A 16155-nucleotide genomic window follows, 5' to 3' on the forward strand; every position below is an offset into this window, starting at 1 on the left:
CCTCTCTCGTTTATCTATCTGCCAAGGCTCACTGTGACTGGCCCGCCGCCACCGGCCACTGCAACCGCGCCTTGAGCAGGGTCTCCTGCCACAGAGGCCAAGAGAGCAGCGCCTGCTGATAGGCTCCGGCCTGACCGGGCAACAGGATGCCGTAGCTGGCCAGCCGATAGGCCATCACCGCATAGAAGGCATCGACAATGCCCGCCTCGCCAAAGTAGAAAGGGCCCCGCGCCTGCGACCAGATCTCCTGCAAACGGGCCAGCTCACCGACCGCCGCCACCGGGGGATCGATACGGGTTGGCGCCCCAAGAAAGAAAGGGAGCAGAGAACGGATCTGCCGAAATCTCGCGTGTAGCTCGGCGCAGAGGCTGCGAGCCTGTGCCCGCTCGGCCAGCGAAACAGGATAGAGCTGGCGGTCGGGGCAGAGCTCGTGAACATATTCGGCGATGGCTAGCGAGTCGTGAACCCGCACGCCATCGTGTTCGAGCCAGGGCACCAGACCGGCCGGTGCCAGCCGCTTGAGCCGCGCCAGCGACTTGGCATCCTCCAGATCGAACACCTGCTCCTGCCACGTCAACCCGCTCATGGCGAGCACCAGTGCCGCCCGCATCGCCCAGGTGGAGCCGGTGCCCACCGCCAATACCAAGGATCCCATCTGTTGCCTCCTGCATGAGTTGCCTGCGACCAGCCGATCTGCCCTGATGGCAAAACATCCGATGGTCGCTTCACATTTGCGCACCGGCGGGTTTGACCCTCTTGGTGAGCGATGCTAGTTTGATTTTTCAAAACAATCAGTTAGCAACAATGTGAGCCATTAACCGAAATATGGACAGCCAATTTACCATCGTCATCGCAGATGACCACCCCCTGTTTCGGGGCGCCCTATACCAAGCGGTTCACATGGCCATCAACGACGCTCAATTGCTGGAAGCGGACTCCATCGACAGCCTGACCAGCCTGCTCGGCGAGCACCCCGAAGTTGACCTGTTGTTGCTCGATCTCAAGATGCCGGGGGCCAATGGCTTCGAGGGGCTGGCCCACCTGCGCGGCCAGTATCCCGACCTGCCCATCGTGGTGGTCTCCGCCTCGGAAGATGCGGCCATCATCCAGCAGGTGTTGCGGCTCGGGGCGCTCGGCTTCATTCCCAAATCGGTACCGATGAAGGAGCTGGTCAACGCCCTCAATACGGTGATCGGGGGGATAACTGGGTGCCGGAAGGCATCTCGCTCCATCCTGAATCGGAAGACGGCCCCGATTTCGCCAGCAAGCTGGCCAGCCTCACTCCCCAGCAATACAAGGTGCTGATCATGCTGCGCGATGGCAGCCTCAACAAGCAGATCGCCTGGGAGCTCAACGTCTCCGAGGCCACCATCAAGGCCCATATCACCGCAATCTTCAGAAAACTGGGCGTAAAGAACCGCACTCAGGCAGTCATCGCCCTGCAACAGCTCGATATCAAGGAGAGCTGACCCCTGCGCGCAGTGACACGCGCGAGACGACATAGCCAGCCATGCTGGCTATTTGTTGCTCGACAATTAGCACGATCGTACTTTATGCTGCCAGCGCCAACGAGGAGAGAGTGATGAGCAAGGGGCGCCTGACCCGGGAAACCATTTTGCAGACTGCCTTCGAGCAGGCGAGCCAGCAAGGACTGGAGAGCCTGACCATCGGCTCGCTGGCCAGCGCCTGCGAGATGTCCAAAAGCGGCCTGTTTGCCCACTTTCAATCCCGAGACAATCTGCAGATCGCCGTGCTGGAGTACGCCGCCGAGGTGTTCCGGCTGCGGGTGATCCAGCCGGTACGTCAGCAGGAGCACCAGAGCCAGCACGACAAGCTGATCGCCCTGCTGCGCGCCTGGCAGGCGTGGAACCACTGCTTTGCCGGACGCTGCATGTTCCTCGACGCCTGGACCTCGGCGCAGGATGGCCATGAGCATAAGAGCCTGGTGCAGCAAGCTGCCCGGCAACTGGTGCGCTTCTGGCTCGACTATCTGGCCCGTCAGGTGATGCAGGGGCAGGCCGCTGGTGAGTGGCGACAGGAGATGGATCCCTGGCGCGCCGTTTATCGCCTCTATGGCCTCTATCTGGCGGATCAGGTGTTCACCGATCTCGAACTGTGTCAGGATCCGGCCCGCCACTTCTGGCCCGAAGTGGACGCTCTGCTGAGCAGCTGGCGCTGATGTTTTGGCATCCGTTCAACACGAATTTTTAAAAACCGACAAAAAAGCACGACCGTTCGCACATAAAAACCACAGGATGACCATGAGCAGCAAGATCTACTTCAACACCCGCCGCTTCAGCCCGAGCAAATGGCTGCTGGGGATCGGCACCCGGTTGCACCACAGACTCGCCCCCAGCCATGCCAAGCGCACCGCCAGCAAGTTGCTGCTCACCCCCCAGCGCAACCAGCGGAATGGCCAAGAGCCAGCGGGCCTGGTGAAGCAGGCCGTCCATACCAGCGAAGGGGTATTGATGAGCTATCGGCTCGGTCAGGGGCCGCTGTGGCTGCTGATGCACGGCTGGTCCGGCAGCGCCAGCCAGTTCTATCCGCTGATGAGCCATATCGCCGCGCAGGGTTTCACCGCCATTGCCTACGATCATCCGGCCCACGGCCAGAGCGCAGGCAACACTGGCCACCTGCCCCGCTTCGTACGCGCCTTCGACGAGCTGGCGACAAAGCTGGCCAGCGAAGTAGGCCCGCTGCACGGGGTCATCGCCCACAGCATGGGGGGCGCCGTCACTCTCTCCAGCCGTCAGCCGGGTATCGATACCCTGCCGCTGCTGTTGATTTCACCGGTGCTCGACTATGTGCCCCAGCTCTACGGCATGGTGGCGCGCTCCGGCTACTCCATCCGGTTGTTTGATGCGGTGGTCAAGGAGATTGAGCAGGAGTACCAGCACCCCTTGAGCACGGTCGATCCACTGGGTCGTCTCGCCAGTCGCAGCGGCGCGGCGATGATAGTGCACGACGAGGAGGACAGGTTTGCCCCGCACGGCGATTCCTTGCGGGCCAGTCAGGATGGTCATACCCGGCTGGTGAGCACCCGGGGACTGGGCCACGGTCGCATCCTCGCCAGCGCCCCGGTATTCGCCGCCTTCGATCAGCTGGCTCGGCCGGAAAATCCTCACCGCGCCCTTTGACATGGGGCCATGAAAAAAACGGGCGAGCGCCCGTTTTTATATTTGATACAGCGCCTTATAGTTAACTTGTCAGTGGGAACATTCTTGTCAGAACACGATAAGGCGCCAGCATATGGCCAGACCCAATACAGCGTTGTTGCTCACCGGTGGCGGTGCTCGCGCCGCCTATCAGGTCGGTGCCCTCAAGGCGATTGCGGAGCTCTACCCGCGCAATCTCGGCATCCCTTTTCCCATCCTGTGTGGCACCTCGGCGGGGGCCATCAATGTCACCGCGCTCGCCTGCTATGCCTCCTGCTTCCATCTGGGGGTGCGCAAGCTGGAGTGGGTCTGGCGCCGCTTCGAGACCCACCACATCTTCGATTTTCACCCGGGGCGACTGCTGTGGCGGTTGATGTACGAAGGGTCGGCGGGGCTGATCAATCCCCACACCAACCACGCCTTTCACCTCTTTGACAACGCGCCGCTGCACCGCCTGCTGGATCAGCTCATCGACTATCACCGCATCGATGACAACATCCTCTACGGCAGTCTGGAGGCGCTGGCTATCACGGCATCGGATTACGATGACGGCCTCTCCACCACCTTCTTTCAAGGGCGAGCCGACCACCATCCTTGGGAGCGAGCCAGACGGCGCGGGGTACGCACCGTGCTTACATCGGAGCACCTGCTCGCCTCCTCGGCGTTGCCCTTCGTCTTTCCGGCCACCCGGATCGGCGAGAAGTTCTACGGCGACGGATCCATCCACCAGCTGAGCCCGCTCAGCCCCGCCATCCATCTGGGTGCGGAGCGGATCCTGTTGATTACCCTGGATCCGCCGGCGCACTCGGCGCCGACCCATCACCACGGCCATCTCACCAGCTCCAATATCGCCAGCCATCTGCTCGATACGGTCTTTACCGACACCCTCAACTCCGATCTGGAGCGGCTGTGGCGCATCAATCAGACCTTGGATCTGATCCCTGAGCGGGAGCGCAATCGCCTCAAGCTGAAACGGGTGGAGACCTGCGTGCTGAAACCGAGTCAGGATCTCGACACCATCGCACTGGCCTACCTGCGCAAACTGCCGCTAAAGTTGCGCCGCCTGTTGCGGGTGCTGGGCGTGAAGGGGGATGAGACCAGCAGTCTGGCCAGCTTTTTGATGTTCTATCCGGGTTATTGCCAGCAGCTGATCAAGCTGGGCTATCAGGACACCCTGAGGGAGCGGGAGCGGGTCGTCGCCTTCCTCGATATCGAAGGGCTACCAAAAGAGCGTGAGTAAAGGGGGCTGCCGATGAGTGCGAGGGGACTCAGCGCCCCTCCAGCAAACGCTGCTCCGCCTGCTCCATCGCCACCACGGTACCAAACAGGATCAGCCGATCCCCAGCCGCCAGCACCAGCTCGGGTCTGGGCTCCAGGCTCTGATCCCCGCGCTGCACCTCCTTGATCCGCACCTCATCGAGCGGCAACTCGCGCACTTCACGGCCTACCGCCCACGCCTGATCATGCAGCAGCAGCGGGTGGAGACGTTCAAGCAACTGATCTGCCTCCAGATTGCTGGCGCTCTGATCCCCCCAGTAGAAGCCGTGCAGGAAGCGGTACTGGCTGCTGCGCTCGTGCTCCATGCGCCGGATCACCCGGCCGAGGGGGATATCGCAATTGACCAGCAGGTGGGAGACCAGCATCAGGGCCCCCTCCTGGGATTCGGGGATCACCTCGAAGGCCCCCGCCCGCTTGTACTGCTCCAGAAAGCTGTCATCCCGGGTGCGCACCAACACCTTGAGATCCCCCGCCAGTTCGCGGATCAGCGCCAGCATCGCCGCCACCCGCTTGCGATCATCGAAGGTGATGATCACCAGCCGTGCCCGCAACAGCCCGGCGGCCAGCAGAATATCGCGCCGACTTGCATCGCCGAAGGCCACCTGCTCTCCCGCCAGCTTGGCCTCACTCACCCGCTCGGGGTCGAGATCGAGCGCCAAAAAGGGGATCTCCTCGAGTTTGAGGAAGCGGGCGCAGGTCTGCCCGGCCCGGCCAAACCCGGCGATGATGACGTGCTGGCTCTTGCTCAGGCCCGACTGTGCCACCTCGGAGCGAGTCAGCAGCGCCGGATCGGTCAGGCTGCGGGCCAGCGAATGGGCCTGGGTCACCAGCCAGGGGGTCATGGCGATGGAGATGATGCCGATGCCGATCAGCAGGGAGACCAGCTGCTGATCCAGCAGGCCGTGGTGCAGTGCCAGTGCCAGCAGCACGAAGCCAAACTCTCCCACCTGACTGAGCATGATACCGGCGGCCATGCTGTCGCGCTTGCGCTCCCCCATCAGCCGCCCGGCAAGCAGCACCAGCAGGGATTTGCACAGCACCAGCAACACCACGCAGATCAGTACCTGCCACCAAGCCCGCGCCACCAGTTCCCACTCCATGGCCATGCCGATGGTGATAAAGAAGAGCCCCATCAGCACGTCGCGAAAGGGCTTGATGTCTACCTCAAGCTGATGACGGTAGTGGGACTCCCCCAGCATCATCCCCGCCAGAAACGCCCCCAGCGCCATCGACAACCCGAGCGAATGGGTCATGTAGGCAGCCAGCAGCGCCACCAGCAGGGCACTCAGCACGAACAACTCGTCGGAGCGGGCTCGCGCCACCTCGTGAAACAGCAGCGGCAGCAACCACTTGCCCACCGCCAGCAGGGTGAATAGAGCAAACAGCCCCTTGAGGGTGGCCCAGGCGATCTCGGCGGCCAGCGCACTCCCCTGCACTTCCGGCTGGGCGAGGATAGGGATCATCACCAGCAGGGGCACCACCGCCAGATCCTGAAACAGCAGCACGCTCACCCCCAGCTGGGCGCGGCGGGTATGGAGCTGCTTCTGCTCGCCGAGCTGCTTGATCACCACCGCCGTCGACGACAGAGCAAGCGTCCCCGCCACCACCAGCGACTGGGCCAGACCCAACCCCCACCACCAGCCGATGGCGAAAAAGAGCAGTGACGTGAGCAGCACCTGCAACATCCCGACCCCCAACACCAATCGCCGCATCGCCAGCAATTTCGGCAGGGAGAACTCCAGCCCCAGCGAGAACATCAGAAAGACGATCCCGAGCTCGGCAATGGTCTGCATGATCGACTGGCCGGTGATCACCGCCAGCCCGTGGGGGCCGAGCAAGACGCCGGCAATCAGGTAGGCAAGGATGACCGGCAAGCCGAGGCGCCGGAAAATTGCCACCAGCAGGACGGCGGCGAACAGCAGGATCAACAGGTCGGTGTACAAATTTTCCTCTCCTTTTATCGACTTAAGCTTAGTCAGTCGATCTGGCGGGCAGGAAAGATATATTGGGCATGCCAATTGCAAGGAGGAGACAGTAGTCAGGTGTTACAGGTGGAAGACCATGGAAAATACGTCGTCACTTAATGGCTTTAGCCATGGCATCGAGCAGTGGGTTCGCCAGATGGAGCGGCTCACGCCGTTGCCCAGCGTTGAACGCAACCAGTTGCTCGAGCAGTTGTTGGGGCAGAGCGATCTCGGCGGTCTGCTGACAACTTTTGCCGATCGTGCGGCAAGAATTGTCAGGATCCACGGTCTCTACCTCGATTGTGGCCAGCCCCATGTGCTGATCCAGCACCCGCCACTGGCCACCCTCAACCTGCACAACTATCCGTTCGAGCTACGAGGTCAGCACGGCCAACTGCTCGGCCAGCTCCACTACGAGCTGGAACATCCGCTGAGCGGCAGCCAGCAACGGGTACTGATGCAATACCATCAGCTGCTCTGCCTACTGCTGCCCCTCTATCTGCGGCTGGAAAAACTGGATCAGCTGGTCCGGCTCGATCACCTGACCGGCCTTGGCAACCGCTCCTACTTTGACGAGGCTATCGGTCGCGCCATCGAGCAGCACAGCCGCGAGCCTCACGGTCTGGTGCTGGTGCTGCTGGATCTCGATCGCTTCAAGCAGATCAACGACACCTGGGGCCATCCGGTGGGGGATCTGGTGCTGAGTCGCTTCGCCCAGCTGCTCAAGGGGTGCATCCGCAGTACGGATCAAGCCTTCCGGCTCGGGGGAGATGAATTTGCCCTGCTGCTGCAACCGGCCGAACCCGAGGCGTGGCGCCCGGTCTGGCTGCGACTGCAGCATATGTTGATGACCAACAAGGAGCTCAGCACCTTCTCGGTCGGATGCAGCCTTGGCGCCGCCAGCTGGCAATCCGGGGTCGATGTGCCGAGCCTCTACGAGGCAGCCGACAGTCACCTCTACGCCCGCAAAAAAGCCGGCAAGGCCAGCCCTAACGAATAATCCCGAACTCTTCTTTGCTCCGGCACATGCGCGCCATGTGACCGGAGCTTCTTTTTTGGGGCTAATCCTCCCTCACACCGAGATCACCTCAGGCAAGATCCTGCTCGGGCAGAACCGGGGCGGCACCGTTTCCCTGCCAGTGGCAGACCAGCCCGGCACTCTGTGCCATAAAACCGTCGCAGACAAAGAGCCCCACCACCGCCGCCACCTGCTCGCCATAGTAGAGGATGGGGATGCGCCCCCGCTGCCACGAAGGCACGCCATACTCCTGCAGCAGCTTCTTCATCCGCCGACTACCGCTTCGCCCCACCGGTTTGAGGGGGATCCCGGGCGCTACCTGAAAACGCACCGAGAGCGGCTCGTCCGGCCGGGGGGAACGCAGCAGATCCTCGCCGTGCTCCGCCATGCGCACCACCAGCTCGCCCAACCCGTCTGGCAGGGTCAGCGGCTCACCCACGGTCAGCGGCAATACCTGATGGCAGGGCTGCAGGTCAGGGCTCACCAGATAGAGCCGCTCCTGAAAACGGCGGCAGCTCTGGCGCCCCCAGTTGAGCCGGGGATTGGCATCGCCGCGCGCCAGCGCGACCTCCTGCCACAACCGGGCAAGCTGCTCGCGGGATGGCATCTCCCCCCCCTGACGGCGGATCCAGTAGCGCAGCAGGTTGTTGCGCCGGGTGGATGAAAGGACGTGCAGCGGGCCGATATGGAGCGCCTCCCCTTCGCCCGCAAGCTGCCAGTCACTCTCGGCCAGCTCCTCCAGCAGCGCCTCCTGCTCGGCGCACAGTGCCATGCTGCGTGCCGCGGTCTGGGCCATGGCGGGCCAGCGCGCCTTGAGCTGGGGGATAAACGTCTGGCGCAAAAAGTTGCGGTCATAGCTCACATCCTGATTGCTCTCATCCTCCACCCAGCCAAAGGGGAGGCTCGCTGCCGCCTCGGCCAGCTCGGCGCGACTCATATCGAGCAGCGGCCGCAGCAACAGGCCGCCGGCAAAGGGCTGGCTTGGCAGGATCCCCGCCAGGCCACGCAGACCGGCGCCGCGCTTGAGGGCCAGCAGCAGGGTCTCCAGCTGATCGTCCTGATGGTGGGCGGTGAGCAGCCACTCCCCCTCCCGCATCCGGGCGGTCAGCCGCTGGTAACGGGCGGTGCGGGCCTGCGCCTCCAGACTCTCGCCATTGCCGCGGATCAGAGTCACCCGCTCGACCAGCAGCTCCACCGCCAATTGCTGACACACGGCTTCACAATGAGCGACCCACTCATCGGCATGGGGACTGAGGCCGTGGTGCACGTGCAGGGCGCGAAGTAGCAGGCCATGCTCGCGGGCATACTGGGCCGCCAGCACCAGCAGCAGGGTGGAGTCGAGGCCGCCACTGAAGGCCACCAGCAGACCGGTGGAACCTTCCGGCGCTGGCATAGTCAGACAAAAGCGAGAATAAAGATGAGAAATCATAGGCTTCCCCAAAACGGACCGGCCGATCTTAGCAGAGTCGGGCTTATCAAGCTGCAACCCTGCTGCTAGAGTGAGGCTCGCCCGCCCTCTCCACCAGGCAGACCGCAAGACGGTCGCACAACCGGTTGGAGCAAGGAAGATGGGCAGGGAAGCAAACAACCCGAATTGGAATCAAACAAGATGAACAATAAGAAAAGCTTACTGGCCGGCCTGATTGGACTGGCCCTGCTGGCTGGCTGCAGTCAGGCACCGCAAGAATCCGCCAAACACTCCGGGCTGGCGCTGGCCAATATGGATACCCGGGTCAAACCCGGCGATGACTTCTTCCGCTACGTCAATGGCAAGTGGCTCGCCACCGCCAAGATCCCCGACGATCGCCCCGCCGATGGCGCCTTCTACATGCTGCGGGACAAATCCCTCGCCGATGTGCGGGTGCTGGTCGAGGGGTTGGTCCATCAACAGGCCGCCACCGGCACGCCGACCCAGCAGATCCGCGATCTCTACGCCAGCTATCTGGATCAGGCTGGCCGTGACGCCAAGGGGCTCACTCCGCTGGCACCGGCGCTGGCCGACATCGACCGGATCGGTGATCAGGCCGCGCTGGCCCGCGCCTTTGCCCAAAGTGGCCGCATGGGCGGCGGCGCACCGTTCGGCATCTGGATCGACGCCGATGCCAAGTCCCCCGACCGCTATGCGGTCTACCTCTATCAAGGGGGATTGGGGCTGCCGGATCGGGACTACTACCTCAAGCAGGATCCCGACAGTCAGGCCCTGCGCCAGAAGTACCAGCAGCATATCGCCGCCATGCTGAGCCGCCTCGGTGAGTCTGACCCGAGCGGAAAGGCCAAGCGGATTCTGGCCCTCGAAACCCGGCTCGCCACCATCCAGTGGGACAATGTCGCCCTGCGGGATCGGGAGAAGAACTACAACAAGCGCCCCGCCAGCGAACTGGCACGGCTCACCCCCCATCTCGACTGGCAGGCTTATCTCAATGCCGCGGGCATTGCTGGCCAGCCGGAGCTCATTATCGGTCAGCCGACCTATCTGAGCGCGCTGGATCAGGTGATGGCCCAGACCCCCATCGCCGACTGGCAGGCCTACCTCAAGTGGCAACTCCTGACCGACTACGCCCCCTATCTCGACAGCGAGACCGACCGCGCCAACTTCGCCTTCTACGGCACCACATTGAGCGGCACACCCAAGCAGCGCGCCAGCTGGGAGCGGGCGCTCGGGGTACTGAACGATCATCTGGGTGAAGCGGTCGGCCAGCTCTATGTGGCCCGCTACTTCCCGCCAGCGGCCAAGGAGCGGATGGAGCAGCTGGTGGAGAACCTGCGCACCGCCTACGGCCAGAGCATCAAGGAGCTCGACTGGATGTCGCCCGAGACCAAGGCGCAGGCACTCGAGAAGCTGGCCAAGTTCCGCCCCAAGATCGGCTACCCCGACAAGTGGAAGGATTACAGCGCCATCGCCATCAAACCGGATGATCTGGTGGGCAACCTGCAACGCTCGCAAGCCTTTGAATACACAGACAGTCTGGCTCGCCTCGGCAAGCCGGTCGACCGGGACGAGTGGCACATGTCGCCCCAGACGGTGAACGCCTACTACAACCCGAGCAACAACGAGATCGTCTTCCCTGCGGCCATCTTGCAGCCCCCCTTCTTCGACATGACGGCGGATGATGCGGTCAACTACGGCGCCATCGGCGGGGTGATCGGCCACGAGATGGGCCACGGTTTTGATGATCAGGGGGCCAAATCCGACGGCGACGGCATGATGCGCGACTGGTGGACGCCGCAAGATCTCAAGGAGTTCCGCTTCCGCACCAGCCGCCTAGTGGCCCAGTACAACCGCTTCGAGCCCATCAACGGCCAGTTCGTCAACGGCCAGTTTACCCTGGGGGAGAACATCGGCGATCTGGGCGGCCTCACCATCGCCCACAAAGCCTACGAGCTGTCGCTGGATGGCAAGGAGGCGCCGGTGCTGGATGGCTTCACCGGCGAACAGCGCTTCTTCCTCGGCTGGGCGCAGGTGTGGAAAGGGATGTATCGTCCCGAGCTGATGCAGATGCTGCTGCGCTCCGACCCCCACTCGCCCCCCGAGTACCGGGTCAACGGCGTAGTGCCGAACATTCCCGCCTTCTACGAGGCATTCAACATCCAGCCGGGGGACAAGCTCTATCTGCCGCCCCAGAAGCGGGTGAAGATCTGGTAGCAACATCACGGCGGGCTCCCCGGGAGCCTGCACTCAAGAGACAGCAAGAGGTTGCAAGATGAACAGAGCATTGATGATGGCAGGACTGCTGGCCCTGCCGCTGGCGGCGCAAGCACAAGCCGAAGAGGGATTTAGCAAGCAACTGACCCTCCCCTCCGGGCAGGTGATCCGGGTGGCGCAGGGGGTGGGTGAGCCCGCCTCCATCGGCAGCTATGACGTGCGACTCTATTCGGGTCAGAACGCCCAGTTTCCACTGGATGAGTTTCAGGATGGCAAGGTGATGGCTCGTAACGGCTTTATCCGGGAGCTGAAACTGGTCGATTTGAATGGCGACAAACAGCCCGAGCTGGTGGTCATCATCGAGAGCGCCGGCAGCGGCAGCTATCAGGATGCCGATGCCTACACCGTCAGTCCGCAAGGGGAGCTGGAGATCTTCAATCAGGTCAAGGAGCTGGAGCCCAAAGAGGATGTGGTCAAGGCGCTCAAAAGCCCGCAAGACTAAGCCCTCTCCCCGAATCTGAAATATAAAAAGCCCTGATGATCAGGGCTTTGTTGTTTCTGCTGTTGGCGTAACCAGCTCAGAGGCGGGTCGCCCGAATGGAGACCTGCGGCAGCGCCATCTCGTGCTGGGCCGCCACCAGTTGCAGCTCGTAGGCTCCCGCCAGCCAGGTGCGAGCCAGCACGGCATCCACGCTGGCGTTGGTAAGCTCGAACGCAGCTACCGGGGTACAACCGGCCAGCAGATTGGCCAGCATGGTGGCGCTCAGCAGATCCCCCACCCCGATGGGGTGGCGGGCAAAAGGGTAGAGTGGGCGAGAGAGATGAAAGGTTCCCTCCTCGCACACCAGCAGCATCTCGAAGCGGTCCATGGCAAAGCCGGCCTTGCCCAGATGCTTGACCATCACCAGCTTGACCCCTTGCGCGCGCAGCTGCTGGCACGCCTCGATGGCCTCCGGCACATTGCGGATATCGCGGCCGGTGAGCTGTTCCAGCTCCAGCAGATTGGGGGCCAGCATATCGGCGCAGGCCAGTGCCCGATGTTTCAAGAAATCGGCAACGCCGGGTGCCACTATGCACCCCTTGTCGGGGTGACCCATCACGGGGTCACAAAAATAGAGGGCGGCCGGATTGATCGCCTTGAGCCGGGCCACCGCCGCCAGGATCTCCTCCCCCTGTTCGGCCGAGCCGAGGTAGCCGCTCAAGATCGCATCGCACTCGGCCAGCACGCCGATCTCCGCCAGGCCGTTTACCAGCTGACGGATATGGCCGCCGGGCATCACCATCCCCTGCCAGCCTTCGCGGTATTGGGTGTGGTTGGAGAACTGCACCGTGTTCATCGGCCACACCTCGATCCCGAGGCGACGCATGGGAAAAACGGCGGCGCTGTTGCCGGCACAGCCAAAGACTACGTGGGATTGAATGGAGAGCACTCGCTTCATGGTTGGCGACTCACGCAATAAGAACAGGAATTCCGGAGGGAAAAACGGGCCTTGCGGCCCGTTGTTGTCACTTTCGACTGTTGTCACTGTCGATTAACGCAGCACCTTGACGGTGTAGCTGCCATCGGCCTGACGATAGAGGCCGTGGATGTCGGTCTCGAAGCCCGGGTAGTGGGCACCGATCTCGCACAGCATCTCGAGGAACTCGAGCACCGGCAGAGAATCCTGGGTCACCATCTCGCCCGGCAGAACCAGCGGTACTCCCGGCGGGTACGGCAGGATCATGTTGGCGCTGATGCGGTCAACCATGTCACGCAGCGGCACTTCCACCACGTTGCCGGCCAGCTCTTGCTGCCATGCAGCGTGCGGAGTCATCTTCATCTCCGGCAGTACGTCGAACGCCTTGAACATCAGCTCCGGCAGACGGTACTTGCTGGTCAGCTCGTGAATGCGCTGCGCCAGCTCCTGGATACGCATACCTTCGTAGAAGCTCGGGTCTTCACGATAGAGGCTCGGCAGTATGCTCTTGATGGTCAGGTTCAGGTCGTAACCACGCTTGAACTCGGTCAGGGCACGCAGCAGCTGCATCGCCTTGGACTGATCGATACCGATGGAGAAGAGGAACAGCATGTTGTAGGGGCCGGTCTTCTCGACCACGATGCCGCGCTCGTCCAGGAACTTGGAGACCAGTGAAGCAGGAATGCCCTTCTCCAGCAGTTGGCCGTCACGACCCATACCCGGGGTCAGCAGGGTGACCTTGATCGGATCCAGGTACATGTGGTTGTCATCGATGTCCTTGAAGCCGTGCCAGTCATCTTTCGGATCCAGCTTCCAGCACTCGACGGTGTCGATGTTGTCCGGCTGCCATACGTCGAAGAACCAGCCTTCGCTCTGATCACGCAGACGCTTGATCTCTTTGCGGAAGGAGATGGCGCGATCGATGGAGTCCTTGATCAGACGCTTGCCGGTGTTGCCACGCATCATGGCGGCAGAGATCTCGGTAGATGCCACGATGCCGTACTGCGGCGAGGTGGAGGTGTGCATCATGAAGGCTTCGTTGAAGGTCTCTTCCTCCACGTCACCCTTGATGTGGATCATCGAGGCCTGGGAGAAGGCCGCCAGCAGCTTGTGGGTGGACTGGGTTTCGTAGAACACCTTGCCCGGCATCGCTGCACCGCTCATGCCGCACTTGCCTTCATAGATCGGGCTGAAGTTGGTGTAAGGCACCCAGGCACTGTCGAAGTGGATGTAAGGAGTATCCAGCGCTTCCTTGATGAAGCCGGTGTTGTAGAGCAGGCCATCATAGGTGGAATTGGTGACCACGGCGTAACGGGGAGCCTGGGCACCCGGTGTCGCGGCAACCTTGGCAGCGATGGTGTCGCGGCTAAATTCGCTCTGCGGGATACCACCCAGAATGCCGTAGGCGTTGCGGGTCGGACGGAAGTAGATCGGGGTCACGTCGTTCATCATCATCAGGTGAGTGAGCGACTTGTGGCAGTTGCGGTCAACCAGCACTGTGCTGCCGGCCGGCGCGGAGTACATGCCGACGATCTTGTTGGCAGTGGAGGTGCCGTTGGTAACGATATAGGAGCGATCGGCGTTGAAAGTACGGGCGATGTACTCTTCGGCTTCCTTGTGCGGACCTGAGTGATCCAGCAGGGAGCCCAGCTCCGGCATGGAGATGGAGACGTCGGCCTTGAACGCGTTCGGGCCATAGAAGTCATAGAAGATGCTGCCGGCCGGGCTCATCTGGAAGGCGGTACCGCCCATGTGACCCGGAGTACAGAAGGTGTATTTACCCTCTTCCACGTACTTGAACAGTGCCTTGGTGAACGGCGGCAGGATGGCGTCCTGATACTCCTGAGTGGCCTGACCCATCTTGAGGGCGATGTCGTCAGCCATGCCGAGACGGTACTCGAAGAAGTGGACGTTCAGACGCAGGTCGGTCAGGTGAATATCCAGGGTGGACTGGTCGTTGGCGAAGGCGAAGATCGGCAGCTTCTCGTTGCGATCGTGGATCTCCTTGCACAGGCCCAGCGAGTATTTGTCCCAGTCGAAGATGGCGCCGCAAACGCGGGGGTTCTTCTCAATCAGTTTCAGCAGGTCAGCGACGTCGACCGGATAAACAACCTCGAAACCCTTGCGCTCGAGGGAGGCTTGCAGCTGGCGAATGGGTTCTTCTTTAAAGAAAACGCCCAGGTGGTTGAGGATGGCAATGATATTCATCTTGATGCTCCACACGTAATGGGGCGCTCTCCATCAGGGATGGTGAGTGAAGAGCGCTCGGAAGATAAAAGGGGGAATTAGTTGCTGGGTTGTTCGCTCAGCAGGGCGTCGTGCTGACGCAGACCCTGTTTTTTGGCGTAGAACATCAGGATGATGAGCGACACCACGAAGGTAGCGGTAAGGTTGGAACCCTTGGCACCCATCAGGGCCACCAGACAGAAGACACAGGCCACACCGGAGAAGATCATCGCGCCGATGCTGCGGGAGGTCATGCCCTCGAAGCGGATGAGGTTAATGCTGGAGTAGAAGTAGGGCAGCATGGTCAGCAGCACCGCATCTGTGGTCAGCACGTTGAAGAGATCGGCAGCGTGAGCGGACTGGGAGGTGAAGGCGGTCAGGCCAATCATCAGGGCAGTCATCTTGAGGGAGCCCAGGATCAGACCCTTCTTGGCCACGCCGTTCTTGTCCACTTCACCGTAGATTTTCGGGAAGTTGCCGTCGTTGGCGGCACGCTTGCCCGCCTCGCCTACCAGCATCATCCAGGAACCGAGCGAGGTGAAGCAGGCCAGAGCGGTGAAGGCAGAAACAAACGGCGCAGACCAGCTACCGAAGATGGCGGAAGAGGCCATGGCAAACGGGGCGCCGGAAGCAGCCACTTCACCGGCCGGGAACATGCCGCTGATCACCTGGGTAGAGAGGATGTAGATAACACCCGCGATACCAGTACCCAGCATGGTGGCAAGCGGTACGGTGCGCTTGGGGTTCTTCACCATGCCGGAAGAGACGGCGGCAGATTCAACACCGACGAAGGACCAGAGGCAGATCAGCACGGCGCTGATGACCGCATGCAGGTCGCTGCCGCTGGTGGTGTTCCAGTTCTGGCTGTAGACGGTGGCATCAAAATGACCCCAACCCATCACCGCAGTACCGACAACCGGCAGCAGGATCAGCACCAGACCCAGAGTACAGAGTCGGCTCACCCAACTACCGCCAAGCAGGTTGACGAAGGTGAAGATCCAGACGGCAGCGATGGTGGCTGCGGCGGCCGGGATCGGGCTGTTAAGAATGGGGAAGAAGACCGAGAGGTAGGAGACGCCGGTAATGGCGATGGCCAGGTTACCGATCCAGTTGGCGTGGTAATAGAGCACACCGGTCTGGAAACCGAACACCGGAGAGATCTCGCCAGCGTAAGCAATGGGGCCACCCTCTTGCGGGTTCTTGGTAGCAAGGCGGGCGAAGACAAAGGCGAGGCCCATGGCGCCTACCAGACAGATTGCCCAGCTAAAGACAGAGATGGAGCCGATGGTGGCCAGTGCCGAAGGCAGCAGCGCAATACCACTCCCCATCATGTTGCCGGCCACCACACCTGTACAGGCGATAAGGCCAATCTTCTTGCTCGTATCTAGGGACATAAGATCTCCGGTTCTAT

General features: G+C 61.9%; 12 protein-coding genes and 1 pseudogene. 7 read left to right on the plus strand and 6 right to left on the minus strand.

Features of this window, described 5'->3' with window-relative positions; all coding sequences use genetic code 11:
- Positions 1 to 28: 28 nt before the first annotated feature.
- Complete coding sequence (locus ACTG19_RS07080; protein WP_429213443.1) at positions 29 to 655, minus strand: glutathione S-transferase N-terminal domain-containing protein; 627 nt, start codon at positions 653 to 655, stop codon at positions 29 to 31.
- 170 nt (positions 656 to 825) lie between these two features.
- On the opposite strand from ACTG19_RS07080, the pseudogene ACTG19_RS07085 reads away from it, so the two are divergent.
- The 4 genes and pseudogenes from ACTG19_RS07085 to ACTG19_RS07100 all read left to right on the plus strand — a co-directional run bounded on the left by ACTG19_RS07085 (position 826) and on the right by ACTG19_RS07100 (position 4398).
- Positions 826 to 1469: pseudogene (locus ACTG19_RS07085) on the plus strand (response regulator).
- Between the two features lie 113 nt (positions 1470 to 1582).
- Entirely contained in the window at positions 1583 to 2179 is a 597-nt protein-coding gene (locus ACTG19_RS07090; protein WP_139735675.1) for a TetR/AcrR family transcriptional regulator, read from the plus strand.
- Between the two features lie 82 nt (positions 2180 to 2261).
- Positions 2262 to 3140 carry an alpha/beta hydrolase gene (locus ACTG19_RS07095; RefSeq protein ID WP_201989767.1) on the plus strand — a complete coding sequence of 293 codons (879 nt, stop codon included), beginning with the start codon at positions 2262 to 2264 and terminating at the stop codon, positions 3138 to 3140.
- A 112-nt stretch (positions 3141 to 3252) separates the two neighbouring features.
- Entirely contained in the window at positions 3253 to 4398 is a 1146-nt protein-coding gene (locus ACTG19_RS07100; RefSeq protein WP_005347843.1) for a patatin-like phospholipase family protein, read from the plus strand.
- Positions 4399 to 4426: 28 nt separating this feature from the next.
- Here ACTG19_RS07100 and ACTG19_RS07105 read toward each other — a convergent pair whose 3' ends face one another.
- Positions 4427 to 6379 carry a cation:proton antiporter domain-containing protein gene (locus ACTG19_RS07105; protein ID WP_439988919.1) on the minus strand — a complete coding sequence of 651 codons (1953 nt, stop codon included), beginning with the start codon at positions 6377 to 6379 and terminating at the stop codon, positions 4427 to 4429.
- Positions 6380 to 6497: 118 nt separating this feature from the next.
- On the opposite strand from ACTG19_RS07105, the gene ACTG19_RS07110 reads away from it, so the two are divergent.
- Positions 6498 to 7400, plus strand: a complete 903-nt coding sequence (locus ACTG19_RS07110; protein WP_005347848.1) for a GGDEF domain-containing protein — start codon at positions 6498 to 6500, stop codon at positions 7398 to 7400.
- 88 nt (positions 7401 to 7488) lie between these two features.
- On the opposite strand, the gene tilS is transcribed toward ACTG19_RS07110, so the two are convergent.
- The gene (gene tilS, locus ACTG19_RS07115) at positions 7489 to 8847 is read right to left on the minus strand and encodes a tRNA lysidine(34) synthetase TilS (RefSeq protein ID WP_439988921.1); all 1359 of its coding nucleotides are present in this window, start codon (positions 8845 to 8847) and stop codon (positions 7489 to 7491) included.
- Between the two features lie 180 nt (positions 8848 to 9027).
- Here tilS and ACTG19_RS07120 point away from each other — a divergent pair, with 180 nt between their 5' ends.
- On the plus strand, positions 9028 to 11061 hold the full coding sequence (locus tag ACTG19_RS07120) for a M13 family metallopeptidase (RefSeq protein ID WP_439988922.1): 2034 nt from the start codon (positions 9028 to 9030) through the stop codon (positions 11059 to 11061).
- 58 nt (positions 11062 to 11119) lie between these two features.
- Positions 11120 to 11563 (plus strand): PliI family lysozyme inhibitor of I-type lysozyme, encoded by a 444-nt coding sequence (locus tag ACTG19_RS07125; RefSeq protein WP_201943266.1) that lies wholly within the window; start codon positions 11120 to 11122, stop codon positions 11561 to 11563.
- A gap of 76 nt (positions 11564 to 11639) precedes the next feature.
- Here the strand turns inward: ACTG19_RS07125 and pdxY are convergent, their stop codons facing one another.
- From pdxY to cadB, 3 genes are all read right to left on the minus strand, one after another.
- Positions 11640 to 12500, minus strand: a complete 861-nt coding sequence (gene pdxY / locus ACTG19_RS07130) for a pyridoxal kinase PdxY (RefSeq protein WP_201989760.1) — start codon at positions 12498 to 12500, stop codon at positions 11640 to 11642.
- Between the two features lie 93 nt (positions 12501 to 12593).
- Entirely contained in the window at positions 12594 to 14726 is a 2133-nt protein-coding gene (locus tag ACTG19_RS07135) for a lysine decarboxylase CadA (protein ID WP_201983905.1), read from the minus strand.
- Between the two features lie 77 nt (positions 14727 to 14803).
- Positions 14804 to 16138 carry a cadaverine/lysine antiporter gene (gene cadB, locus ACTG19_RS07140; protein WP_042079861.1) on the minus strand — a complete coding sequence of 445 codons (1335 nt, stop codon included), beginning with the start codon at positions 16136 to 16138 and terminating at the stop codon, positions 14804 to 14806.
- Positions 16139 to 16155 lie beyond the last annotated feature (17 nt).

It is taken from the genome of Aeromonas sp. 3P (genome assembly GCF_051919745.1).
Classification (GTDB): Bacteria; Pseudomonadota; Gammaproteobacteria; order Enterobacterales; family Aeromonadaceae; genus Aeromonas; species Aeromonas veronii.

Bases quoted from the DNA above. Each gene is read 5' to 3' on its own strand.
- ACTG19_RS07080 (WP_429213443.1), bottom strand. From the start codon at position 655: ATGGGATCCTTGGTATTGGCGGTGGGCACCGGCTCCACCTGGGCGATG.
- ACTG19_RS07090 (WP_139735675.1), top strand. From the start codon at position 1,583: ATGAGCAAGGGGCGCCTGACCCGGGAAACCATTTTGCAGACTGCCTTC.
- ACTG19_RS07095 (WP_201989767.1), top strand. From the start codon at position 2,262: ATGAGCAGCAAGATCTACTTCAACACCCGCCGCTTCAGCCCGAGCAAA.
- ACTG19_RS07100 (WP_005347843.1), top strand. From the start codon at position 3,253: ATGGCCAGACCCAATACAGCGTTGTTGCTCACCGGTGGCGGTGCTCGC.
- ACTG19_RS07110 (WP_005347848.1), top strand. From the start codon at position 6,498: ATGGAAAATACGTCGTCACTTAATGGCTTTAGCCATGGCATCGAGCAG.
- tilS (WP_439988921.1), bottom strand. From the start codon at position 8,847: ATGATTTCTCATCTTTATTCTCGCTTTTGTCTGACTATGCCAGCGCCG.
- ACTG19_RS07120 (WP_439988922.1), top strand. From the start codon at position 9,028: ATGAACAATAAGAAAAGCTTACTGGCCGGCCTGATTGGACTGGCCCTG.
- ACTG19_RS07125 (WP_201943266.1), top strand. From the start codon at position 11,120: ATGAACAGAGCATTGATGATGGCAGGACTGCTGGCCCTGCCGCTGGCG.
- pdxY (WP_201989760.1), bottom strand. From the start codon at position 12,500: ATGAAGCGAGTGCTCTCCATTCAATCCCACGTAGTCTTTGGCTGTGCC.
- ACTG19_RS07135 (WP_201983905.1), bottom strand. From the start codon at position 14,726: ATGAATATCATTGCCATCCTCAACCACCTGGGCGTTTTCTTTAAAGAA.
- cadB (WP_042079861.1), bottom strand. From the start codon at position 16,138: ATGTCCCTAGATACGAGCAAGAAGATTGGCCTTATCGCCTGTACAGGT.